The 23,044-nt window shown below is 66.7% G+C and carries 23 protein-coding genes; 11 read left to right on the forward strand and 12 right to left on the reverse strand.

Going from position 1 to position 23,044, the window contains the following annotated elements; translation table 11 throughout:
* Position 1 precedes the first annotated feature (1 nt).
* The 6 genes from BLW02_RS05180 to minE all read left to right on the forward strand — a co-directional run bounded on the left by BLW02_RS05180 (position 2) and on the right by minE (position 5,026).
* Positions 2-1,021 carry a Bug family tripartite tricarboxylate transporter substrate binding protein gene (locus tag BLW02_RS05180; RefSeq protein WP_092697320.1) on the forward strand — a complete coding sequence of 340 codons (1,020 nt, stop codon included), beginning with the start codon at positions 2-4 and terminating at the stop codon, positions 1,019-1,021.
* Positions 1,022-1,599: 578 nt separating this feature from the next.
* The gene (locus BLW02_RS05190) at positions 1,600-2,223 is read left to right on the forward strand and encodes an N-acetyltransferase (protein ID WP_244273625.1); all 624 of its coding nucleotides are present in this window, start codon (positions 1,600-1,602) and stop codon (positions 2,221-2,223) included.
* A 76-nt stretch (positions 2,224-2,299) separates the two neighbouring features.
* Positions 2,300-2,926 carry a CDP-diacylglycerol--serine O-phosphatidyltransferase gene (gene pssA / locus BLW02_RS05195; RefSeq protein ID WP_092697322.1) on the forward strand — a complete coding sequence of 209 codons (627 nt, stop codon included), beginning with the start codon at positions 2,300-2,302 and terminating at the stop codon, positions 2,924-2,926.
* Positions 2,927-3,123: 197 nt separating this feature from the next.
* Entirely contained in the window at positions 3,124-3,885 is a 762-nt protein-coding gene (gene minC / locus BLW02_RS05200) for a septum site-determining protein MinC (protein WP_092697323.1), read from the forward strand.
* A gap of 52 nt (positions 3,886-3,937) precedes the next feature.
* Positions 3,938-4,756 (forward strand): septum site-determining protein MinD, encoded by an 819-nt coding sequence (minD, locus tag BLW02_RS05205; RefSeq protein WP_092697324.1) that lies wholly within the window; start codon positions 3,938-3,940, stop codon positions 4,754-4,756.
* Between the two features lie 3 nt (positions 4,757-4,759).
* A complete protein-coding gene (gene minE / locus BLW02_RS05210; RefSeq protein WP_092697325.1) occupies positions 4,760-5,026 on the forward strand; it encodes a cell division topological specificity factor MinE in 267 nt (88 codons plus the stop codon).
* Positions 5,027-5,127: 101 nt separating this feature from the next.
* Here the strand turns inward: minE and BLW02_RS05215 are convergent, their stop codons facing one another.
* Both BLW02_RS05215 and BLW02_RS05220 read right to left on the reverse strand, forming a co-directional pair.
* Positions 5,128-5,715, reverse strand: a complete 588-nt coding sequence (locus BLW02_RS05215; RefSeq protein ID WP_092697326.1) for an MOSC domain-containing protein — start codon at positions 5,713-5,715, stop codon at positions 5,128-5,130.
* An 11-nt stretch (positions 5,716-5,726) separates the two neighbouring features.
* The gene (locus tag BLW02_RS05220; protein ID WP_092697408.1) at positions 5,727-6,170 is read right to left on the reverse strand and encodes a flavin reductase family protein; all 444 of its coding nucleotides are present in this window, start codon (positions 6,168-6,170) and stop codon (positions 5,727-5,729) included.
* Positions 6,171-6,342: 172 nt separating this feature from the next.
* On the opposite strand from BLW02_RS05220, the gene BLW02_RS05225 reads away from it, so the two are divergent.
* Complete coding sequence (locus BLW02_RS05225; protein ID WP_092697327.1) at positions 6,343-7,131, forward strand: alpha/beta fold hydrolase; 789 nt, start codon at positions 6,343-6,345, stop codon at positions 7,129-7,131.
* Positions 7,132-7,142: 11 nt separating this feature from the next.
* Here BLW02_RS05225 and BLW02_RS05230 read toward each other — a convergent pair whose 3' ends face one another.
* A complete protein-coding gene (locus BLW02_RS05230; protein WP_092697328.1) occupies positions 7,143-8,480 on the reverse strand; it encodes a D-amino acid dehydrogenase in 1,338 nt (445 codons plus the stop codon).
* 119 nt (positions 8,481-8,599) lie between these two features.
* Here BLW02_RS05230 and BLW02_RS05235 point away from each other — a divergent pair, with 119 nt between their 5' ends.
* Together BLW02_RS05235 and BLW02_RS05240 are read left to right on the forward strand one after the other, a co-directional pair.
* Complete coding sequence (locus BLW02_RS05235; RefSeq protein WP_092697329.1) at positions 8,600-9,511, forward strand: LysR family transcriptional regulator ArgP; 912 nt, start codon at positions 8,600-8,602, stop codon at positions 9,509-9,511.
* Positions 9,512-9,642: 131 nt separating this feature from the next.
* A complete protein-coding gene (locus tag BLW02_RS05240; RefSeq protein ID WP_092697330.1) occupies positions 9,643-10,257 on the forward strand; it encodes a TetR/AcrR family transcriptional regulator in 615 nt (204 codons plus the stop codon).
* A gap of 194 nt (positions 10,258-10,451) precedes the next feature.
* Here the strand turns inward: BLW02_RS05240 and BLW02_RS05245 are convergent, their stop codons facing one another.
* From BLW02_RS05245 to BLW02_RS05255, 3 genes are all read right to left on the reverse strand, one after another.
* Entirely contained in the window at positions 10,452-10,874 is a 423-nt protein-coding gene (locus BLW02_RS05245; RefSeq protein WP_092697331.1) for a universal stress protein, read from the reverse strand.
* A 108-nt stretch (positions 10,875-10,982) separates the two neighbouring features.
* On the reverse strand, positions 10,983-11,828 hold the full coding sequence (locus BLW02_RS05250; protein ID WP_092697332.1) for a metallophosphoesterase: 846 nt from the start codon (positions 11,826-11,828) through the stop codon (positions 10,983-10,985).
* A 6-nt stretch (positions 11,829-11,834) separates the two neighbouring features.
* Positions 11,835-12,824, reverse strand: coding sequence for a LysR family transcriptional regulator (locus BLW02_RS05255; RefSeq protein WP_092697333.1), 990 nt, complete (start codon positions 12,822-12,824; stop codon positions 11,835-11,837).
* Between the two features lie 118 nt (positions 12,825-12,942).
* Between BLW02_RS05255 and BLW02_RS05260 the strand changes: the two genes are divergently transcribed.
* Entirely contained in the window at positions 12,943-13,389 is a 447-nt protein-coding gene (locus BLW02_RS05260; RefSeq protein WP_092697334.1) for a hypothetical protein, read from the forward strand.
* A 214-nt stretch (positions 13,390-13,603) separates the two neighbouring features.
* Here the strand turns inward: BLW02_RS05260 and BLW02_RS05265 are convergent, their stop codons facing one another.
* From BLW02_RS05265 to BLW02_RS05285, 6 genes are all read right to left on the reverse strand, one after another.
* Positions 13,604-15,478: a phosphoenolpyruvate carboxykinase (GTP) gene (locus tag BLW02_RS05265; protein ID WP_092697335.1), complete on the reverse strand. Its 1,875-nt coding sequence runs from the start codon at positions 15,476-15,478 to the stop codon at positions 13,604-13,606.
* 299 nt (positions 15,479-15,777) lie between these two features.
* Positions 15,778-16,482, reverse strand: a complete 705-nt coding sequence (queC, locus tag BLW02_RS05270) for a 7-cyano-7-deazaguanine synthase QueC (protein WP_092697409.1) — start codon at positions 16,480-16,482, stop codon at positions 15,778-15,780.
* A gap of 75 nt (positions 16,483-16,557) precedes the next feature.
* Entirely contained in the window at positions 16,558-16,704 is a 147-nt protein-coding gene (locus BLW02_RS20005) for a hypothetical protein (RefSeq protein ID WP_167544060.1), read from the reverse strand.
* Between the two features lie 75 nt (positions 16,705-16,779).
* Positions 16,780-17,979 carry a threonine ammonia-lyase gene (locus tag BLW02_RS05275; protein ID WP_092697410.1) on the reverse strand — a complete coding sequence of 400 codons (1,200 nt, stop codon included), beginning with the start codon at positions 17,977-17,979 and terminating at the stop codon, positions 16,780-16,782.
* A 176-nt stretch (positions 17,980-18,155) separates the two neighbouring features.
* A complete protein-coding gene (locus BLW02_RS05280) occupies positions 18,156-19,823 on the reverse strand; it encodes an acyl-CoA dehydrogenase family protein (RefSeq protein ID WP_092697336.1) in 1,668 nt (555 codons plus the stop codon).
* 133 nt (positions 19,824-19,956) lie between these two features.
* Positions 19,957-20,691 (reverse strand): glycine zipper family protein, encoded by a 735-nt coding sequence (locus BLW02_RS05285; protein WP_139285330.1) that lies wholly within the window; start codon positions 20,689-20,691, stop codon positions 19,957-19,959.
* Positions 20,692-20,943: 252 nt separating this feature from the next.
* Between BLW02_RS05285 and BLW02_RS05290 the strand changes: the two genes are divergently transcribed.
* Entirely contained in the window at positions 20,944-22,962 is a 2,019-nt protein-coding gene (locus BLW02_RS05290; protein WP_092697337.1) for a ribonucleoside triphosphate reductase, read from the forward strand.
* The last annotated feature ends 82 nt before the right edge of the window (positions 22,963-23,044 follow it).

Consider the following 23,044-nt stretch of genomic DNA (forward strand, 5'->3'; position numbering starts at 1 on the left):
CATGACAAGAATCGATTCGACCACCACCCTGCAGCCGCACAAGAGGCGCCGTTGGAGTCTGGCTTTGCTCGGCTGCGCGGCCGGCGTGGCGGCCCTGGCCCCCATGGGCCTCGCCCAGGCGCAAAGCTACCCCAGCAAGCCCGTCACCCTGGTGGTGCCCTTCCCGCCGGGTGGCCCCACCGACCAGGTGGCGCGGGTGCTGGCGCAGAAGCTGGGCGAGCAGATGGGGCAGTCGGTGGTGGTGGACAACAAGCCCGGGGCCAACGGCAACATTGGTGGCGCCCTGGTCAGCAAGGCGGCCGCCGACGGCTACACCGTGCTCTACAACACCTCGTCCATCACCCTGAGCCCGGCCTTGTACAAGAACCTGAGCTACGACGTGCAGAAAGACCTGGCACCCGTGGCCCTTACGGCCGTGGTGCCTTTGGCCCTGGTGGTGCACCCCAGCATTCCCGCCAACACCGTGCGCGAATTCGTCGAGTACGCCAAGGCCAATCCCGACAAGCTCTCCTATGGCTCGGCCGGCAATGGCAACGTGACCCATCTGGCGGCCTACCAGTTCACCCAGCACCAGGGCATCAAGGCCACGCATGTCTCGTACCGCGGCAGCGCCCCGGCCGACGTGGACCTGGTGGCGGGCCAGATCCAGTTCATGACCGACACCATCAACTCGGTGATGCCCTTCGTGAACGACAAGCGCCTGAAATTGCTGGCGGTCACCACCGCCAAGCGCATGTCCCTGTACCCCGCCGTGCCCACGCTGGCGGAAACCGTCATGCCCGGCTTTGAGGCGGGGGCCTGGCAGGGCGTGATGGTGCCCGCCAAGACGCCAGATGCCGTGGTGCAGCGCCTGAACACCGAGATCAACAAGGCGCTGCAAAGCGACGAGGTGCGTGCCAAGCTGGCGGTGCAGGGCGCAGAGCCGCTGGGCTCGACCCCGGAGGAGTACCGCAGCTACATCGGCAAGGAACTGCAGCGCTGGGCCGGCGTGGTGAAGTCCACGGGCATCACGCTCGACTGAGACGGTTTTGCCTTCAAGCGTAAACGATGGTTGGTTCGCCTTGCCGTGCTAGAGCACTGCCTGCGGCTTCCCGTCTAGTTATCCGCTTGAATGCAAGACCGTATGAAGCGGCTTTGCCCTGCCCTCCGTTGCGCAGGGCATTCCGCACCGCGCCCGTGCGATATGGCTTCGGGGCTACCATGGGCGCGTTTTTCCCTGAACGCACCTCCATGCTTGGCCACTTCGTCCCCGCACCTCTGCTGTCCACAGCGGCGCGGGCGTGTGCGCCCGTGGACCAGTCGCCCACCCTGCGCGCGCTCTACGGGTTCCAGGCCCGCAGCTGATACCGCGCCGGCCCCGCGTGCAAGGGGCTGGCGCAAGCCCCTGGCGCGGCGCCGCGCGCACACCGCCCCACGGGCCCCGGCACATCCCAACCCTCCCCTTTGTCTGTAGGGCACCGGTGCGCCGCCTGGCGCAGCGGTGCCATGGCCATGGCGGCCACACCGCTGGAGTTCTTGACGATGGACCTCGTGCTGCCCAATTTCCCCTCTGTTCTGTCCGGACCTTGGCCCGATCTGCGCGCCTGGTGGCGCCGCGCCATGGAGCTGCGCATCGACGTCGACCCGCCCGCCGCAGGCGCCCTGGAGCAGGAACTCGACACCCTGCACCGGCGCCTGTACACGCCGGGCGACCGGCTCTGCGGCCTGGCCATGGAGCCGCTGCCGGACCCGCGCTTTGCCATGCACCGCCGCGAGGCCGACGGCGAGTGGTATGTCTATGTGGAAGACCGGCTGGAGCGCCGTCTGGCGGGCTACACCGTGTTCAACCGCCTGATCGAGGTGGACCGCCACACCGACCCGCATGTGCGCGCGCCCCACTCCAAGTTCGCCCCGGCCTACCAGCGCCGGGGCCTGGCCACGGCGGTGTACGGCTGGGCGCTGGGTGCCGGCACCTGCCTGGTGTCGGGCGCGCGCCAGTCCAGCGGGGCGCATGCACTGTGGCGCTCGCTCATGCACCGCCACGCCTGGGGCTACGTGGATCTGCGCAACAAGCGGCTGGTGTACCTGGGCCGCGCTGTGAGCGCGTCCCGGCGCGAGGCCCTGCCGGTGCGCATGCTGCTGCTGGGTGCCGGCTGGACGCTGCCGGCGTTTGCCGCCGCCGTGCGCATGGCGCAGGAAGGCGATGGGCAGTCGCAGCGCCAGCGCGAGGCGACCGCCGCCTGAGCATGGGGGCGACGGCACCCGCAGGGCGCCTGCATAATGGACTTTCCGCGCCGTGCCGCACCCTGGAGCCCCGCCCATGCCGACCCCGCCAGCGCCCAAACGCTTCTCCATGATCCGCGAGTTCCATCTGGCGGACTGGTTCACGCTGGGCAACGCAGTCTGCGGCGTGGGCGCCCTGTTCTCGGTGATGTCGTACCTGGAGACCGGCGAGGTGGTGCACATCTACTTTGCCTGCGCCCTGGTGCTGGCCGCGCTGATCTTTGATGTGCTGGACGGCCGCATCGCGCGCTGGCGCCAGAAAAGCTCGGCCATGGGCCGCGAGCTCGATTCGCTGGCCGACGTGATCTCGTTCGGCGTGGCGCCCGCCATCATTGCCTATGGCTGCGGCATGCAGGGGCTGTACGACCGCATCGTGCTGGCCTACTTCGTGGCCTGCGGGGTGTCGCGCCTGGCGCGCTACAACGTCACGGCCGAAACGCTGTCGGGCGACGATGGCAAGGTGAAATACTTCGAGGGCACGCCCATCCCCACCTCCATCGTGCTGGTGGGCCTGCTGGCCCTGGCCGCCTACATGGGGGCGGTGCGCGAACATCTGTGGTTCGGCCAGGTGCTGATTGGCGGCTTCACGCTGCACCCGCTGGTGCTGCTGTTTGCGCTGTCGGGTTCGCTGATGATCAGCCGCATCCGCATTCCGAAACTCTGATCTCCTGCCCGGGCGCTGCGCTGCCGGCACTGCAGCGCCCGCCTGCCGCCATGGCCGCGTGAGCTCCACCATGGAGGCGGTATGCACGGGACGTTACGCTTTCGCGGGGTGCTGCACAGTACACTTTGCCTTTTTGGCCCCCCTGTGGCGCGCCTGCCCGGCGCCAGGTGGCAAGCCTTTCATCCTGCAATCCCTCCATGGCCCTTGAAATGGCGGCGCAAGCCCGCACCAGCTTTGACCTCAAAAGCGCCTCGCTGCCCGTAGTGGCCGTGGTGCTCAAGACCACCGACGCCGCACAGTTTGCCGCCGACCTGGCCGAGCGCGTGGCCGATGCCCCCGGTTTTTTCGACAACGATCCGGTGCTGATCGACCTGGGCCCCGTGCGCGAGGCGCCCGAACCCATCGACTTTGCCGCCATCACGGCCCAGTTGCGCCGCCATAGCACCTTGCCGGTGGCCGTGCGCGGCGGCAGCGTGGCCCAGATGGAGGCTGCGCGCGCTGTGGGCCTGGCCGCTGCACCCGATGCCCCGCAGGCCCGCGCCGAAGCGCCAGCGCCCGAAGTGCGCGAGGTCATCCGCGAGGTGGTGCATGAGGTCGAAGTCGTGCGTGAGGTGCCCATGGCCGGCCCCGGCACCGTGGTGGTCGACAAGCCACTGCGTTCGGGCCAGCAGGTCTATGCGCGCGGTGCCGACCTGGTGGTGATGGCCGTGGTGAGCTTTGGCGCCGAAGTCATTGCCGACGGCAACATCCATGTCTATGCCCCGCTGCGCGGCCGTGCCATTGCCGGTGCGCGCGGCAACACCGAGGCCCGCATTTTCTCGACCTGCCTGGAGCCGCAGCTCGTCTCCATCGCGGGCATCTACCGCACCACCGAGACCGCGCTGCCCGCCAATGTGGCGGGCAAGCCGGCCCAGGTGCGGCTCGACGGCGAGAAGCTCCTCATCGAGCCGCTGGCCTGAGAGCCTGAGAGTCTTTTTCATTCATATCAACTCCCACAGAGAATCAGCACACATGGCCAAAATCGTCGTCGTGACCTCCGGCAAGGGTGGCGTGGGCAAGACCACCACCAGTGCCAGCTTTGCCACCGGCCTCGCCCTGCGCGGCCACAAGACCGCCGTGATCGACTTTGACGTCGGCCTGCGCAACCTGGACCTCATCATGGGTTGCGAGCGGCGTGTGGTGTATGACCTGATCAACGTGATCCAGGGCGAGGCCAATCTCCACCAGGCCCTCATCAAGGACAAGCAGTGCGACAACCTGTTCGTGCTGGCTGCCAGCCAGACGCGCGACAAGGATGCGCTCACGCAAGAGGGCGTCGGCAAGATCCTGACCGACCTGGCCGGCATGGGCTTTGAATACATCATCTGCGACTCGCCCGCCGGTATCGAAAGCGGCGCGCTGATGGCCATGCACTTTGCCGACGAGGCGCTGCTGGTGACCAACCCCGAGGTGTCTTCGGTGCGCGATTCCGACCGCATCCTCGGCATGCTGGGCAGCAAGACCAAGCGTGCCATCGAAGGCGGCGAGCCCATCAAGGAGCACCTGCTCATCACGCGTTACAACCCCAGCCGGGTCGAAGACGGCCAGATGCTGAGCCTGGAGGACATCCAGGACATCCTGCGCATCAAGCTCATCGGCGTGATCCCCGAGTCCGAAGTGGTGCTGCAGTCGTCCAACCAGGGCACGCCCGCCATCCATGCGCAGGGCACCGATGTGTCCGAGGCCTACAAGGACGTGATCGACCGTTTTCTGGGTGTCACCGACAAGCCGCTGCGTTTCATCGAGGCGGAAAAGCCCGGCTTCTTCAAACGCCTGTTCGGGAGCAAATAAGCCATGGCTTCTTTCCTCTCCTTCCTGCTCGGCGAAAAGAAGAAGACCGCCAGCGTCGCCAAAGAGCGCCTGCAGATCATCCTGGCGCACGAGCGCAGCGGCCGCAATGCTGCCGAGCCCGACTACCTGCCCGCGCTGCAGCGCGAACTGGTGGCGGTGATCTCGAAATACGTGAAGATCAGCCCCGAGGACCTCAGGGTGCACCTGGAACGCCAGGACAATCTGGAAGTTCTCGAAGTCAAGATCGAGCTGCCCGAGGCGGTACGCTGATTGGGTGTGATAGGCCTACAGCGCAATATGCGCATGCGCTGGGGCTCTCAAAATAACAGGAAACCCGCGCTGGCGCTGGCGCTGGCGGCGGAAGGCACGGTTCAGTGCCGGTGCTTCGCCCACTTCCCGGCAAAGGCCTGGGCGATGCTCAGGCCACGCTGGCCCGGCACCAGCGTGGCGGTCTGGCCTGCGGCCAGGCTGCCCGGCTGCTCCACCGCCAGGTAGTAGCCGCAGCAGCCCGCCAACGCCATGGCACGGCCCGCCTGGGCAAACCCCATCACCGCGGCGAACTTGTAGCAAGGCTCGCGCGGCGCCGTCACGCGCAGCACGCAATCGGGAAAGTGCAGGCGGTCGCCCACGAACACCTCCTGCTCCAGCAGGCCGCTCACCGTGAGGTTCTCACCCAGGAAGCCCGGTGGCAATGTTTCATCCAGTGGGCTGATGCCCCGCTCGCGCCGCTGGGCCTGCCAGAAGGCGTAGTGCACCGCCGGGTAGGCATACACCGCCTTGGCCAAGCCACCGTGCACGCTCAGGTCGGCCTGCTCGTCACCGGCCAGGCCCAGCGGGCCCACGGCAACAGGGCCGGGTGTGGCGGATTTGCCGATGGCGGTGAGAATGCGGCGTTCGCCGATGCGCACGGGCTGGGCCGTACCCACGTTCACGCTGTGCAGCTGCAGTGTGCTGTCCATGGGCTGTGCCGCTAGAGGGGATGCTCGGTGTAGAAGCGCCCGCCGTGGTAGAGCAGGGGCGACAGGCCTTCCTGGTGCTGGCAGCGCTCGACCTCGCCGACAAAAATCACATGGTCGCCTTCGTCGTAGCGGCTGCGGTTGAAGCACTCGAACGTGGCCACGGCGCCCGCCAGCAAAGGCGCGCCGCTGATGCCGGGGTGGTGCTCCACGCCGGCAAAGCGGTCGATCCCGCGGGCGGCAAAGCGCTCGGCCAGGGCCTTCTGGTCGGCTGCCAGCACGTTGATGGCGTAGTGGGAGCCGTTGGCAAAGGCCGGCATCGAGGCCGCCGCGCGCGACAGGCTCCACAGCACCAGGGGCGGCTCCAGCGACACCGAATTGAACGAGTTGGCGGTCAGGCCGATGAACTCGCCCGCTGCATTGCGGGCCGTCACGATGGTCACCCCGGTGGCGAACATGCCCAGCGCATCGCGAAACTCGCGCGCAGAAAAACTCGGCGGGCGGGCCAGGGCGGGTGGTTGCTGGGAACTGTTCACAAAAACGGGGGCACGGGGCCGTGGAGATGGGGAGGGCTATTATGGTGTGGCGCCCCCGGCCACGCAGGCGTGGGGCTCTTTTCCGGAACATTGCATGGCACGTTTACCCACTTACATCACCCTGGGCGCAGGCCCCACCGTGCTCATGCTGCACGATGCCGATGGCGGCCACCTCACGTTTGCGCCCCAGGTGGAGCGGCTGGCCACTGCCGGCTACCGGGCCGTGGCGTGGGACATGCCGGGTTATGGCCACAGCGCACCCATTGAGCCGTACACCTTCAAGGGCCTGGCGCAAAGCTGCCTGGCGCTGGTGGCGGCGCTGCAGTGCGGGCCGGTCACGCTGGTGGGCCATGGGCTCGGTGCCATGGTGGCGGCCGAGGTGGCCTTGCGCCAGCCCGCGCTGGTGCGGCGGCTGGTGCTGTGTTCGGGCGGCCCTGGCCTGGATGCCGAGGCGGTGCAGCGTTGGGTGAGCCCCCGTCTGCAGGCCCTGGAGGCGGTGGACGGCGGCCAGTCGATGGAGCGGCTGGCCCAGGCCCTCGTGCCCCGGTTCATCGGCAGCGGGGCCTTGCCCGAGGGCGTGCGGCTGGCGGGCCATGCGCTGTCGCAGGTGTACCCGGCGACTTACCGGCGGGCGCTGCAGCTGCTGGCATCGTTTGACCGCGATGCCACGGCCTTCATGCGCCTGGCCATGCCCACCTTGCTGCTGGGTGGCGCCATGGACCCCTGCACGCCGCCCGCCGCCCTGCAGGCCCTGGCCCATGTGCTGCCCGATGCGCGCCACCAGAGCCTGGCGCATGTCGGCCACTGGCCGCAGCTCGAAGACCCGGACGGATTTGATGCTGCGTTGCTCGACTTTCTGGCCGAGCAGCGCCGGCTGCACTGAACCGGGGGCTTTCAGGCGGCGATGGCGGCGCGCCGGGGCGGCACGGCCTCGGCGCCCAGAAAGCCGAAGTCCATTGCGGGCTGAGTGCCGCTGATCAGCTCTGCCAGGGCCTTGCCCGAGCCCGCGCCATGTGTCCAGCCCAGGGTGCCATGGCCGGCATTCACCCACAGCTTGCCCAGGCGCGTGCGGCCGATGAAGGGGATGTTGGTGGGGGTGGCCGGGCGCAGGCCGGTCCAGTACTGCGGATTGCCGCCCTGCTCGGGTGTGCGGGTGTCGCACACGCCGGGCAGGATCTCCTCGATGCGGCGCGACAGCATGTGGCAGCGCGCCCGGGCCACGGGGCTGTCGAGCGACAGATCGAACCCGCCCAGCTCGATGGTGCCGGCCACGCGCAGCACATCGCCCAGGCGGCTCATGGCGAGCTTCTTGCCGTCGTCGATGGTCGAGACCATGGGCGCGCCCTCGGGCTTGAGCAGCGGGAAGGTGGCGCTGTAGCCCTTGCCGGGGTAGATGGGCAGATCCACACCCACGGTGCGCAGCAGCGGCGCACTGTAGGAGCCGCAGGCCACCACGATGGCGTCGCCCTTCAACAGATAATCTTTCTTGCCGCCAGTGCCCGATTGGCGATCGATGACAGCTACTGAATCAATGGCATTGCCAATCTTGTTCAGTCGCAGCACATCGTGGCCATACAAGAACTTGGCGCCACGCTCGGCACAGCGGCGGGCCAGTTGCTGCGTGAACACGCGCGCGTCGCCGCTTTCGTCGGTGCTGGTGTAGGTGCCACCGGTGATGCGGTCGCCGTAGGCCTTGAAGGCCGGTTCGATCTGCAGCAGTTCGCCCTTGCTGACCAGGCGGCGCTGCACCCCGAACTGGCGCATCACCTCGACGGCGTGGCCTGCTTCGTCCAAGGATTTCTGGTCGGAATAGAAATGCGCGATGCCGCGTTCGAGCCGGTGGTATTCGATGCCGGTGCTGCGTACCACGTCCTTCAGCGCCGCATGGCTGTAGGCGCCCAGGGCCACGATCTGCTGCACATTGCGTTCAAAGGCGTGGTCGTTGCACTGGGCGAGGAACTTCAGGCACCAGCGCCATTGCTCCCAGTCGAGCTGGGGTCGAAACAGCAGAGGGGCCTCCTTGTCGAACATCCACTTGAGCGCCTTCCACGGTGCTGCGCGGTTGGCCCAGGGCTCGCAGTAACTCACCGAGATCTGTGCTGCATTGGCGAAGCTGGTTTCCAGCGCGGCGTCGGGCTGGCGATCGACCACGGTCACTTCATGTCCACGCTCCAGCAGATGCCAGGCGGTGCTGATGCCGATGATGCCGGCGCCAAGAACGATGGTTTTCATGGGCGCAGTGTGCGCGACATTGCGTTACTCTAAAAGCAAAATTAAACTTACTCCAAAAACATCAGTGCATCTAATAAATTGCGCTCCACAGTGGCCCATTTTTGCGCGAGTTGAAGACCATGAGTACCTACGATCCCGCCGCCCTGGAATGCCTTGCCGCCATCGTGGAAGAGGGCGGTTTCGAGCGTGCCGCCCAGCGGCTGAACGTCACGCAGTCGGCGGTTTCGCAGCGCCTGCGCGCGCTGGAGGCGCAGGTGGGCTCGGTGCTCATCGTGCGCAGCCGGCCGCTGCGGCCGACCTCGGCGGGGCAGTTGCTGCTCAAGCACACCAAGCAGATGCGGCTGCTGCGCGCCGATCTGGAGCGCGATCTGCAGGAGCTCGCCCCGAGCACGCCCGGTGGCACGCGCGAGGATGAGCGCATTTCGATTGCCATCAACGCCGACAGCATTGCCACCTGGGCGATGGGCGCGCTGCACGACCTGGTGCGCCAGCGCCTGCCGCTGGAAATCATCGTGGATGACCAGGATTTCACCCAGGAGTGGCTGCGCTCCGGCCAGGTGCTGGGCTGTGTCACCACGCTCAAGCAGGCGCTGCGCGGCTGCAAGATGGTGCCGCTCGGGGCCATGCCCTATGTGGCGGTGGCTTCGGCTTCGTTTGCCCGGAAGTACCTGCCGCAAGGACTGACGCCGCACAATTTTCGCGATGTGTCGTTTCTGTCGTTCAACCGCAAGGACGACATGGCCTCGGAGTTCGTGGCGCGTGCATTCGGGCTCAAGCGGGTGGCGCTCAACCACCTTTTCGTGCCCAGCGCGGAGGGCCAGATGCGGGCTGTGGCCGCGGGCTGGGCGGTGGGCGTGGTGCCAGAGTTGCTGGCACGGGACGCCTTGGCGGACGGCTCGATGGTGGAGCTGGCCCCGGGGTGCGCCTTGCCCATCCAGCTGTACTGGCATTGCTGGAACCTGGAATCGGAATTGCTTGACGCCCTGACGGCGGCCCTGACCCACGCTGCGACCGAGGCACTGGTGCCCTGAGACCGCGCGGGTTTTCTCCAGCGAAGCGCGGCACGCGGTGCGCGCGTCGGGTTTTGTTACAGAAATGAACGATGTGGTTGCAATGCAACTGTCAAAGTCTTTTTTTGTACCGGTGTGTATAAGATGTCGGCATGCCAACGCCGAAAACCAAGGTTTCCTTCAAGGAACAGATGCACCAGGCGCGTGAAGACGCCATCCTGCAGGCCACCTGCCGCCTGCTGGGTGAAAAGTCTTTCGACGTGATGACGATGGACGATGTCGCCAATGCCGTGGGCATCGCCAAGGCCAGCCTTTACAAACACTTCGCCAGCAAGGAAGACCTGTGCTGCGCCGCCATGGTCCAGATACTGGGGCGTGTGCGTGCCTACCTGGACACCCTGCCCGCGGAAATGCCGCCCCAGGACAAGCTGCAGGATCTGGTGCGCTGGTCGCTGGAGCGGCTGATCACCAACGAAATGCCGCTGCTGCCCAGCCGCAATTCCAGCCTGCGGGCGGTGCTCATGGCGAGCAGGCAGTATCTGGACGGACTGGTGGCGGTGAGCGACCAGATTGGCCAATGGATCACCGAGGCGCAGGCGCAAGGCCTCATCAACCCTGCGTTGCCGCCGCTGGTGGTGCTGTACACCCTGTTTGCCCGCGCATGCGACCCCGTGGTGGGGTTTCTCAAGGAAGGCGGCCAGTATTCGGACGCGGAAATCGTCGACCTGGTGGTGCGCACCTGTTTTGACGGGCTGGCGGCACGCTAGTGTTCTGCCCCCGAAGGGGCGGTGCCGTGCTGCGCGGTGAAATTGGCCGTGCGAAAACGCGCAACCTCCGTGCGCAAGGCCACCATGCAGCCCATGGATGTCCACGCAATTCGGTGGGCCCTTATGGGGCCTGGCGGCTGACGGGGACGAAAAAAACCCTGCCGAGGCAGGGCTTGGTTGGTGGCAGCGCTGCCTCAGCGCACGATGAGCAAGGGCACCTTGCTGTGGGCCAGCACCTGGGTGGTGACCGAGCCCATCACCAGCGTGGCGATGGCGCCGTGGCCATGCGAGCCCATGACCAGCAGATCGAACTTGCCGGTGTCAGCCACCTTGGCGATGGTCTCACCCACGGCGCCCACCTTGACGTTGCGCTTGGCATCCACACCATGGCGGCCCAGAAACTTGCACACGGGAGCGAGGATCTTTTCGGCTTCTTCGGCGTGGTACGTGTCAACGACTTCCTTGCCCAGGGCCGCGCGTGCGCGTGCGGGCAGGGGGGCCTGCACGGTCAGCACGGTGTAGGTGTGGGTGCCGCCCAGCAACTCTTCATGGGTGGCCAGGTAGGCGAGCATTTTCTTGGTGTAGGCGCTGCCGTCGACAGCAAGCAGGATGTTCATGGTGTGTTCTCCGGAATGGGTGGTTCAGGCTAATCGGCGCGCGTTGTTCTTGTCTTGAGCTGTGTCAGGTTTCCTCGTACGCACGGAAAGTTTGTCAGCCTGTGCCCATCATACGGAAATACAGCACTGCGCCTGGAACATGGCCTGTTCCCCCTTGCGCGCATAACCCAGCGGGTTGGCCACCACGCGGCATTGCCAGGCCTCTCCCTGTGCGTCGGTGCCCGTCACCGTGTAGTCGCTGGGGGCATGCAGATGCCCATGCAGCCACAGCCGGGCCAGGGGCAGCAGATCGTCCAGGGCATTGCAGAAACCGGCGGTGCCGGGCACCAGCCCATAGCGCGGGTCAGCGCTGCGCAGGCTGGGCGCGAAATGGGTGACGGCCACCGTGGGCCCGGTGTGCGGTTGTGCCAGTGCTGCGCGCAACCACTGCTGGCATTGCAGCGCCTGGGCACGCACGGGCTCTGCCAGAAAGGGCTCGCCGTGGCGTGTCCCGCCGGTCTTGCGCAGATAAAAGTTGGCGGCGCGAAAGGCCTTGTCGCGCTGCTTCAGGCGCCGCGCGAGGTCGGTGCTGCCTTCGTGGTCGGCCAGGGCATCGAAGTCGCTCCAGAGCGTGGTGCCGACAAAGCGCACGCCATGGAGCACCAGGGTCTCGCGTTCCAGCCAGGCGATGCCCAGCCGGTCGCAGACCGCGCGCAGCCGGGCATGGGCCGCGTCGAAGTCCTGCGCGTCGTACTCATGGTTTCCGGGCACAAACAGCACGGGTGTGGGCCAGCCGGCGAATTGCGGCAACGGAGAAAAACGCTCCAGACCGAAGGCCTGGTCGGTGAGCTGTCCGCCCTGCTGGTACGAGCCAATGTCGCCGGCCAACACCAGCACATCCGCCGCCGCGGCGGGCTCGGGTTCGAAATGGGGGTGCGCCTCCAGGTGCAGGTCGGACAACAGCTGTATCTTCATGGACCGTCAGTCGATGGCGGGGCGGCCCGCCGGTTGGGGAAAGGTGCGCCGGGCGGCGCGTGCCAGTGCCTGCAGCAACCAGTTGATGGCCGTTTGCTGCGGACCGCGCCGGTGCCACAGCGCATCCACATGCACCGCCGGCACATCCAGCGGCAGGGGGCGCAGCACCAGCGCTTCGGCGATGCCGGTCACTGGCACAAAGTGGCGGGGCAGCACGGTGAGCAGGTCGGAACTGGCCACCACCCGCCCCGCAGTGAAGAACTGGTTGACGGTGAGCACCACGCGCCGCTCGCGCCCCAGCGACGCCAGGGCTTCATCGATGAAACCAAACGGGCGCCCGGAAAAGCTCACCAGCATGTGGCGCGCGGCGCAAAACTGGTCCAGCGTCAGCGGCGCAACGGCCAGCGGATGGCCCTGGCGCATCACGCACACATATTCGCCGTCGTAGATGCGGCGGCTGTCAAAGGCCACCACGCCCCCCGACTGTGCCCGCGCCGTCAGGCCGGCCAGCACGGCGGGAAAGTAGCCCACCGCCATGTCGGCGGATTTTTCTTCGAGGAGGCGGCGGGGGTCGCGCGTGGTGAGCGGCACCACCCGCACCGAAATACCGGGTGCCTCGCGCTCCATGATCTCCACCAGGCCGGGCACCAGCGTGGCGGCGGTGGCGTCGGACAGGGCCAGCACAAAGGTGGAGGTGGCCGTGGCGGGCTCGAACAGGCCGGGCGCCAGTGATTCCTGCAACTGCGCAAGGGCCTCGCGCACCGTGGGCCACAGCGCCAGCGCGCGGGGTGTGGGCTCCACCCCGTGGCCGCTGCGCACCACCAGATCGTCGCCAAGCACATCGCGCAGGCGGCGCATGGCATTGCTGACGGCCGGTTGCGTGAGCGATAGCTTGTGCGCGGCCCGGGTCAGGCTGCGCTCGGCCATCACCTCGTCGAAAACGCGCAGCAGGTTCAGATCGAGGGAACGAAAGTTGACGGGCGAGAGGTGATTCATATATCAACAATATGAATGAATTGGATTCACAATATAAACTTGAATAAATAAAGGGTAAACCCTAATATCCTTCCATCGCCCGGCAATCTCGCCAAAAGCGTTTGAAAGGGATCTTGAAATGACCAGTTTTGCACACGTGGATTACTCCACACAGCACCTCGGCGTGGCCCGGGCAGAGAATGCCATCGTGGCGTTGAAAAATGTTGTTGCAGGCTTTGACGGCGCGCGCGGCGCCGCCTCCATGCTGCTGGCTGCGGTGGTGGCAGCGCTGCTCGTGGTGGCCAATCAGGTGATCGACACCTGGGGCGACGGCCATCTGCTGGCCGCCTGGATCGTGCTGTGGGTGGTGGCATTTGCTGCCATTGCCCTGCTTGCCACGCCGGCCCGCCGCGCTTCGGTAGTGCTGCGCACCGGCTACAAGGCCTGGATGGAAAGCCGCCGCCAGTCTGCCGAAGACCAGCGCACCTGGAATGCCGCCCTGCGGGATGCCCGCATGATGGCGGACCTGAGCCGCGCCATGAGCGCCGCCGCCACCAGCCAGCAGCACTTGCGCAAGCACTGCTGAGCACTGCCCAGACTCCCTGCGCCCCCGGCATGGCCGCTGGGCGCAACATCCCAAGCCGTGGCACAGTCCACGGCTTTTTTGTTGGGCGCTCGCAGCCGGCCCGGCAGCCCACGCATGAAAAAGCCGCCTCGCCCTGGGAAGGGGCGGGCGGCTTGAGTGCATGGCATTCGCGCTACAGGGGGAGCGATGCTCCCTCCGCAGTGCGGCGCTTGCGTCAGACTTCCGCGAGGCGCTTTGCGATGGCAGCGCGGGTTTCCAGCAGTTCCTTGGGCAGGTGGTAGGCCAGTTGCTCGAAATGGGCATCGTGCAGCTGGAGTTCGTCCACCCAGGCGGCCTTGTCGATGTGGGTCACGGTCTGGAACTGCTGGGCGTTGAAGTCCAGGCCGGTCCAGTTGATCTCGGTGTACTGCGGCGCAATGCCGAACATCGTGTCCTGGCCCTCGGCCTGGCCTTCGATGCGGTCGATCATCCACTTGAGCACGCGCATGTTCTCGCCGTAGCCGGGCCAGACGAATTTGCCATCTTCACCCTTGCGGAACCAGTTCACGCAGAAGATCTTGGGCAGGGTGTGGCCCGATTCCTCCAGCTTGTGTTCCATGTCGAGCCAGTGCTGGAAGTAGTCGCTCATGTTGTAGCCGCAGAAGGGCAGCATGGCGAACGGATCGCGGCGCACCACGCCCTGGGCACCGAAGGCGGCTGCGGTGGTCTCGGAGCCCATGGTGGCGGCCATGTACACGCCTTCCATCCAGGTGCGGGCCTCGGTCACCAGCGGCACGGTGGTCGAGCGGCGGCCACCGAAGATGAAGGCATCGATGGCCACGCCATTGGCGTCGTCCCACTGGGGGTCGAGCGCCGGGTTGTTGGTGGCGGCCACGGTGAAGCGCGAATTGGGGTGAGCGGCCTTGGCGCCGGTCTGCTTGGCGATTTCGGGTGTCCAGTCCTTGCCCTGCCAGTCGATCAGGTGGGCGGGGATGCCGCCACCGTCCTTTTCCATGCCTTCCCACCACACGTCGCCGTCGTCGGTCAGGGCCACGTTGGTGAAGATCACGTCCTTGTCCAGCGAGCGCATGCAGTTCGGGTTGGTGTGCATGTTGGTGCCGGGGGCCACACCGAAGTAGCCGGCTTCGGGGTTGATGGCGTACATCTTGCCATCGGCATGGGGCTTGATCCAGGCGATGTCGTCACCGATGGTGGTGACCTTCCAGCCCGCAAAACCGGCCTCTGGGGGGACCAGCATGGAGAAGTTGGTCTTGCCACAGGCACTGGGGAAGGCGGCGGCCACGTGGTACTTCTTGCCCTGGGGGTTGGTCACGCCCAGGATCAGCATGTGCTCGGCCAGCCAGCCCTGGTCGCGGCCCATGGTGGAGGCGATGCGCAGCGCCAGGCATTTCTTGCCCAGCAGCGCGTTGCCGCCGTAGCCCGAGCCATAGGACCAGATCTCGCGCGTTTCGGGGTAGTGGACGATGTACTTGACCTTGGGGTTGCAGGGCCAGGAGGTGGTGTCCTTCTCGCCAGCCGCCAGCGGTGCGCCCACGGTGTGCATGCAGGGCACGAACTCGCCGTCGGTACCCAGCACGTCATGGACGGCCTTGCCCATGCGGGTCATCAGGCGCTGGTTCACGGCCACGTAGGCGCTGTCGGTCAGTTCCACGCCGATGTGGGCGATGTGGCTGCCCAGCGGGCCCATACTGAACGGCACCACGTACATGGTGCGGCCCTTCATGCAGCCGTCGAACAGCGGCTGCAGCGTGGTGCGCATCTCGGCCGGGGCCATCCAGTTGTTGGTCGGGCCGGCGTCTTCCTTCTTCTCGGAGCAGATGTAGGTGCGGTCTTCCACGCGGGCCACGTCCGACGGGTCGGAGCAGGCCAGGAAGCTGCCGGGGCGCTTGGCCGGGTTGAGCTTCTTGAAGGTGCCGGCATCGACCAGCTGCTGGCACAGGCGGTCGTACTCTTCCTTGGAGCCGTCGCACCAGTAGATGGACTCGGGCTTGCACAGGGCGGCCATGTCGGCCACCCAGGCCAGCAGGCGGGCGTTCTTGACGTAAGCGGGGGCGTTGAGATTCAGGCCCTGCATCGTGGGTGCGTTCATCGGGGAGCTTCCTAAGTTGAAAAACAGTTTTTTCAAAGGAAGCGGACCTGGTGGATCGCGGCGAGGCCTGGCGCAGTTGCGGATGCTGAGCGCTGCCTTTGAAAAAACGGCTGAGGTGCTCAGTCGGCGGGCGGGTGCATGGCGAATCCCCACGGAGTGGAGGCTATGCCACGGAATCCGCGGGTCGGCTGGGATGACGATTTTATGAACCTGCCGCCAGTTTGTCTGTCAGACTCGGGCCAAAATTATGCAAAAAAAGCATAGGGTTATGCATGAATATGGCTAGGATGGCCGCGAGTTCAGGCCTGCGAGGCCTGCCAGCGCTCATACCCGGCCTTGCGCAGGGCGCAGGCCGGGCAGGTGCCGCAGCCGTAGCCCCAGGCGTGGCGCGTGTCGCGCACACCGTGGTAGCAGGTGTGGGATTGCTCCAGGACGATATCCACCAGCGCCCGCCCGCCCAGGGTGCGGGCCAGTTGCCAGGTCTCGGCCTTGTCCAGCCACATCAGCGGCGTCTCGAAGGTGAAGCGCTGTCCCATGCCCAGCGACACGGCCACCTGCAGGGCCTTCAGTGTGTCATCGCGGCAATCCGGGTAGCCCGAGAAATCGGTCTCGCACATGCCGCCCACCAGCGTGTGCAGCCCGCGCCGGTAGCCCACGGCGGCGGCGAGCTGGAAGAACAGCAGGTTGCGCCCCGGCACGAAGGTATTGGGCAGGCCAGCGGCGTCCATCACGATTTCCGTCTCGCGCGTCAGGGCCGTGTCGCTGATCTGGCCCAGCACGGACAGATCGATCATGTGGTCTTCGCCCAGCCGTTCGCGCCACTGCGGAAAACCTGCGCGCAGGGCGGCCAGCACCGCGTGGCGCGCCTGCAGCTCCACCTGGTGGCGCTGGCCGTAGTCGAAGCCGATGGTTTCGACATGGGCGAAATGCTCCAGTGCCCAGGCCAGGCAGGTGGTGGAGTCCTGTCCGCCAGAGAAAAGTACGAGGGCGTGTCCGGATCGCATGGGCGGCATCTTTCGGCAAGGGTGGGCGTAAAAAAACCCCGCGCTGCGGGGTTCGTGGCGAACGCGGCGTGCGCCTCAGGCCATGTTCACGGCAATGAAGGCCAGCAGGAAAATCATGATGGCGCCCACGACGGGCAACACCACGGGAATCAGCGGGACAACGTTTTCCACGGCATCGGCCGAGTGCGCTTCGGGGGCGTGCGAGGTGTTGTGGTCAGACATGGCAAGAACTCCAAAGGGCGTAGAACTGCTGCAATTCTAGCTGCAGCACCGAAGATCGCGACGCCCACGGCGTCATTACATCAGCGCGGCTTCCATGCCGGCCGCGCGCAACGCCTCCAGCACCTGGGCCACATGGGGCTGGCCGCGGGTCTGCAGCACCAGCTCGATCTCCACGTTCTGCGCAGCCAGCATGGTGAAGGCCCGCTGGTGGTGCACCTCCTCGATGTTGGCGCCCGCGTCCGCCACGGTGGCGGTGATGCGTGCCAGCACGCCTGGAATGTCGCGCGCACTGACCTTGATGCGCGCCAGCCTTCCAGAGCGCACCATGCCACGCTCGATGATGGCGGCCAGCAGCAGCGGGTCGATGTTGCCGCCGCACAGCACCAGCCCCACCTTCTTGCCGGCAAAGCGCTCGGGGTGGCGCAGCAGCGCGGCCAGGCCGGCGGCGCCCGCACCTTCCACCAGGGTTTTCTCGATTTCCAGCAGCATCAGCACGGCCTGCTCGATGTCGCCCTCATCCACCAGCACCAGGTCGTCCACCAGGCGTTTGACCACTTCCTGGGTGAGGGTGCCGGGCGTGCCCACGGCAATGCCCTCGGCGATGGTGGAGGTGCCCTGCGGGTGGTGCGTGCCCTTGATGGCATTGACCATGGCCGGAAAGCGCGCGGTCTGCACGCCGATGATCTCGATGTCCGGGCGCAGCGCCTTGGCGGCGGTGGCCACGCCGGCGATCAGCCCGCCGCCACCCACGGCGATGACCAGGGTGTCGAGATCGGGCACGGCCTGCAGCATCTCCAGCGCGAGCGTGCCCTGGCCCGCAGCCACCGCTTCGTCATCGTAGGGGTGGACGAACACCAGCCCCTCGGCGTCGGCAAGATGGTAGGCATGGGCGCGCGCCTCTTCCAGCGTGTCGCCGTGCAGCACCACCTCGGCGCCAAAGCCGCGCGTGCGCTCCACCTTCACGCCGGGCGTGAAGCGCGGCATGACGATCACGGCGCGCAGGCCCATGCGCTGCGCGTGGTAGGCCACGCCCTGCGCATGGTTGCCCGCGCTCATGGCCACCACGCCGCGCGCGCGCTCGGCCGGTGTGAGCAGCGTGAGCTTGTTGCAGGCGCCGCGCTCCTTGAAGGAGGCGGTGAACTGCAGGTTCTCGAACTTCAGGAAAACCTGGGCGCCGACGATGTCCGACAGCGTGCGCGACTCAACGCACGGCGTGTCGAGCACCTGGCCCTGCAGCCGGGTGGCTGCATCGCGAATGTCTTGAATGGAAAGCATGGCCGCCATTGTGGGGGCAGCAGCACGCGCCGGGAAAGAGCTGCATGCGGTGCAGTGACGAAATTTCATCCATGGCTGCCAGCGCTGGTGCATAAGCGTCTGCCGCCGATTTTTCCCACGCTCATCCCGGAGCACTTGTGCTGGCGCCGCTGCAAGCGCCAGAGGGGCATGGGGCATCAGGCCGGAAAAGCGCGCGCCAGTACCGCGGCCACGTCCACCGCCCGGGTGTCGATGGCCCCCACCACCCGGCCCGCGCCCGCGCTGCCCAGCCGCGTGGCCATGAAACCATCGGCCACCGCTGTCGGCGCATGGCGGCGCAGCAGGCAGGCCTGGGCCACCAGCACCAGGCGCTGCACCAGCACGCGGCCCAGGGCTTCGAGCTGTTCGCGCGACGTGGCCAGCAGGTTGCGCAGTGCCTGCAGCTCGGCCTGCAACAGCGGCTCGCCCGCAGCGGTGTCCGCCAGTTCGGCCAGCAAGGCCATGGCGGCCTCGGGCGCGCGGCCAATGGCGCGCAGCACATCCAGGCACATCACGTTGCCCGAGCCCTCCCAGATGGAGTTGACCGGCGCCTCGCGGAACAGGCGGGCCATCACGCTGCTGTCCACATAGCCGTTGCCGCCAAACACTTCCATGGCCTCACCGGTCAGCTCCACCGCGCGCTTGCAGACCCAGAACTTGGCGGCGGGCGTCATCACGCGCTTCCAGGCGCGCTGCACGGGGCTGTCGTCACGCTCGAAGGCCTCGGCCAGCCGCATGGCCAACACCAGCGCGGCCTCGCTTTCCAGCGCCAGGTCGACCAGCACCGCGCGCATCAGTGGCTGCTCGGCCAAGGGCCTGCCAAAGGCCTGGCGCTGGCGGGCATAGGCCAGCGCCTGCACGGTGGCCTGGCGCAGGATGGCGGCGCTGCCCAGCACGCAGTTCAGCCGGGTGGTGGTGGCCATCTCGATGATGGTGGGGATGCCGCGTCCTTCCTCGCCCATCAGGATGCCCCAGGCATCCTCGAACTCGACCTCGCTGCTCGCATTGCTGCGGTTGCCCACCTTGTCCTTGAGGCGCTGCACGATCACCGCGTTCTTGCTGCCGTCGGGCCGCCAGCGCGGCACGAAGAAGCAGGCGTGGCCGCCCTCGGCCGTGCGCGCCACCACCAGGTGCGCGTCGCATATGGGCGCCGAGAAAAACCATTTGTGGCCACGCAGCAGGTATTCGCCACCGCGCCCGCCTGCACCGGGACCCGAACGCAAGGGCGTGGCCAGCGTGGTGTTGGCGCGCACATCCGAGCCGCCCTGCCTTTCGGTCATGCCCATGCCCAGCCAGATCGCGTGTTTCTGCGCCAGCGGCACATCGCGCGCGTCGTAGTCGTTGCTGAACAGCGGGGCCTGCAGCTGCGCCCACAGCGCGGGCTCTTTCTGCAGCACCGGAATGCTCGCCGTGGTCATGGTGGCCGGGCACAGCGTGCCCTGCTCCACCTGGCCATGCAGATAAAAACCCGCCGCCCAGGCGGCCCAGCGGCCGGGCTGTGCGTCGCGAAACGGCTGTGCGACCAGGCCCTGCCCGCGGTACAAGGCCATGAGCGCGTGCCAGCTTGGGTGGAACTCCACGCTGTCGATGCGCCGCCCGCGTGGGTCAAAACCGTGCAGCGTGGGCGTGTGGCGGTTCGCCTCCTCGGCCAGGCGCCAAGTTTCCTGCGCGCCCAGCTGCTGGCCGTAGGCCGATAGCTGCGGCCGCGCCCAGAGCGCGCCCGCACGCTCCAGGGCTTCGCCCAGGGCGGCATCGGTGCCGAGCAGGTTGAAATCGGCCAGTTCGTCGAACTGGTTGAAAACCTCGTGCGTGCTCCAGGCGGTCATGGTGTGGGCCTCTTTCGTCTACCTTCGGGCGGCCACCATGATGTCCGGGAAAAAATGGCCAGGCAAGGTGCACGGGGGTGTGCGGGGGGTGTGCGAAATATTGTGAGAACTCGTGGGCCGCGCACCACGCACTTCAGCGCAACACCCTGCAATTGCCGAACTCGCAGCGGATCGCCAGCGCATCGCCGTTGGTGCAGGCCACACTGTAGGTCTCGAACCCCGGGCCCTTGGCCGCCAGCGATGCCAGCGGCTGTTCGCTGCACGACTGGCTGCGCGCCAGGCGCTCGGCGCTGAAGGCGTCGGTGCCAATCTGGCGGGGCAGTGCCAGCGCGGGCGCGGGGCGCGGTGGCGCCGGTTGGGGCGCGGCCGCCACCGGGCCATGCCCCCGGGTCGCCATGCAGGCGGCCTCGGTTTGCCGGCGCCGCTCCAGCGCCTGCAGCCCCTGCGTTGCACCCAGCACGCCGCCCACGGCCGCCCAGTCGCGCACCGTGTCGTGCCCGTAGCCCAGGCCCCACACCAGCGCAGCCGTCACCAGCGCGCCCTGTACCAGGCCGTCCAGCGTTTCAGCCACTACGCCCACCTGGGCGGCGTGCTGCCTGCAATAGTCCAGGTCGGCGCCGTAGCGGGCGCTGGCACTGTCGTCGGGCGCCCGCTGCGCGGGCAGGTCGGGGCTGTGTGCGGCGCAACCTGCGAGCACCAGGGCCAACAGGCCAACGCACAGTCGTTGCGGCAGCGCTGGCAGGGCGCGCCTGCCTCCTTCCTGCCGTGGGCCACGGCCCATCACGGCGGCGATGGCGGCCGTGGTGCGGGGGCGGTGCATGGGGGTCATGTCGTAGGTGAAGGTCAGGGTGCGTGGAGGCGAGGGCATCCGCAGGGGGTGTCAAGGCGGCAGTATGTACCAGTGCCCGTGTCGGCGTCACTCCGCCATGCGCCCCTGGCCAAGCTTGCAGAAGGGGTTGTTCAAGGTGCATCACGCGAAGGCGCTGCAGCGGCAGAACGCGCATTCCAGCGATCTGGCCCTGTCCGCAGTTTGTGCTTTATCAAACTACAGGTAGTGTTTGATGGGTATCGTACACACCATAGGTAGTGTTTTAACCCCCTTGACGGATTGTGATAACCCATGGCGTCCACCCTTGTCACCTTGCCCGGTGAAGTCGTTTTGCGCAGCGGGCAGCGCGTTCCTTTTGACGCCGAACGCATCCGTGCCGCACTCGCCAGCGCCGGGCAGGCTGCGGGCGAATATGGCGCCGAAGAGGCTGCACTGCTCACCGCACAGGTCACCAAGGTGCTGATCCACCGCTTCCATGGCGAAGCGCCCACGGTGGAGCAGATCCAGGACGTGGCCGAGCAGACGCTCATCGCCGCCAACCACCTGGCCACGGCGCGCGCCTACATCGTCTACCGCGAGCAGCACGCCACCTTGCGCGCCGACAGGCAGACGCTGGTGGATGTCGAAAGCTCCATCAACGAATACCTCACGCGGGCCGACTGGCGCGTGAACGCCAACGCCAACCAGGGCTATTCTCTGGGTGGCCTGATCCTCAACGTGGCGGGCAAGGTCACGGCCAACTACTGGCTCTCGCATGTCTACACGCCCGAGATCGGCGCGGCGCACCGCAGCGGCGACATCCACATCCATGACCTCGACATGCTCAGCGGCTACTGCGCGGGCTGGTCGCTGCGCACGCTGCTCAATGAGGGGCTCAACGGCGTACCGGGCAAGGTCGAAGCCGGGCCGCCCAAGCACATGTCGTCCGCCGTGGGGCAGATCGTCAACTTCCTGGGCACGCTGCAAAACGAGTGGGCGGGCGCGCAGGCGTTCTCGTCGTTCGACACCTACATGGCGCCCTATGTGCGCGCCGATGCCATGGACTACGCCGCCGTGCGCCAGTGCATCCAGGAGCTGGTCTACAACCTCAACGTGCCCTCGCGTTGGGGCACGCAAACGCCGTTCACCAACCTCACCTTCGACTGGGTCTGCCCCGACGACCTGCGCGAGCAGGTGCCGGTGATTGCGGGCCAGGAGATGCCGTTCTGCTACGGCGAGCTGCAGGCCGAGATGGACCTCATCAACCGCGCCTACATCGACGTCATGACCACGGGCGACGCCAAGGGCCGCGTGTTCACCTTCCCCATCCCCACGTACAACATCACCAAGGACTTCCCGTGGGAGAGCGAGAACGCGCAGCGGCTGTTCGACATGACGGCCAAGTACGGCCTGCCGTATTTCCAGAACTTCATCAACTCCGAGCTGGAGCCGAACATGGTGCGCTCCATGTGCTGCCGCCTGCAGCTGGATTTGCGTGAACTGCTCAAGCGCGGCAATGGCCTGTTCGGCAGCGCCGAGCAGACGGGCAGCCTGGGCGTGGTCACCATCAACTGCGCGCGCTTGGGGTATTTGCATGCGGGCGATGAGGCTGGGCTGTTCAAAGCGCTCGACCGCCTCATGGAGCTGGGCAAGCAAAGCCTGGAGACCAAGCGCAAGCTCATCCAGCGGCTCATGGACCAGGGCCTGTTCCCCTACACCAAGCGGTATCTGGGCACGCTGCGCAACCACTTCAGCACGCTGGGTGTGAACGGCATCAACGAGATGGTGCGCAACTTCACCGGCGACGCGCACGACATCACCAGCGACTTTGGCCATGCGCTGGCCGTGCGCCTGCTCGACCATGTGCGCGAGCGCATGGCGCAGTTCCAGGAAGAAACCGGCCACCTCTACAACCTGGAGGCCACGCCCGCCGAGGGCACCACCTACCGCTTCGCCAAGGAAGACAAGAAGCGCTGGCCCGCCATCGTGCAGGCGGGCACCGAAGATCGGCCGTACTACACCAATTCCTCGCAGCTGCCCGTGGGCTTCACCGACGACCCGTTCGAGGCCCTGGCGCGCCAGGAGCAGCTGCAGTCCAAGTACACCGGCGGCACCGTGCTGCACCTGTACATGGGCGAGCGGCTATCGAGCGGCGCCGCCTGCCGCGACCTGGTCAAGCGCTCGCTCACGCGCTTTCGCCTGCCCTACATCACCATCACGCCCACGTTCTCGATCTGCCCCACGCATGGCTACCTGGCGGGCGAGCACAAGTTCTGCCCGACCTGCGACGAAGAGCGGCTGGCCGCCAAGCGCGCGGCGCTGGCTGCTTGAACCGCATGTTGGCTGCCAGTATTCAAGTCAAATAGGCCGCTAGCGCTTTTCCATAAAGCGCGAGCAGCTATTTATTTGATAG

Source organism: Acidovorax soli (genome assembly GCF_900107605.1).
GTDB lineage: Bacteria > Pseudomonadota > Gammaproteobacteria > Burkholderiales > Burkholderiaceae_C > Acidovorax > Acidovorax soli.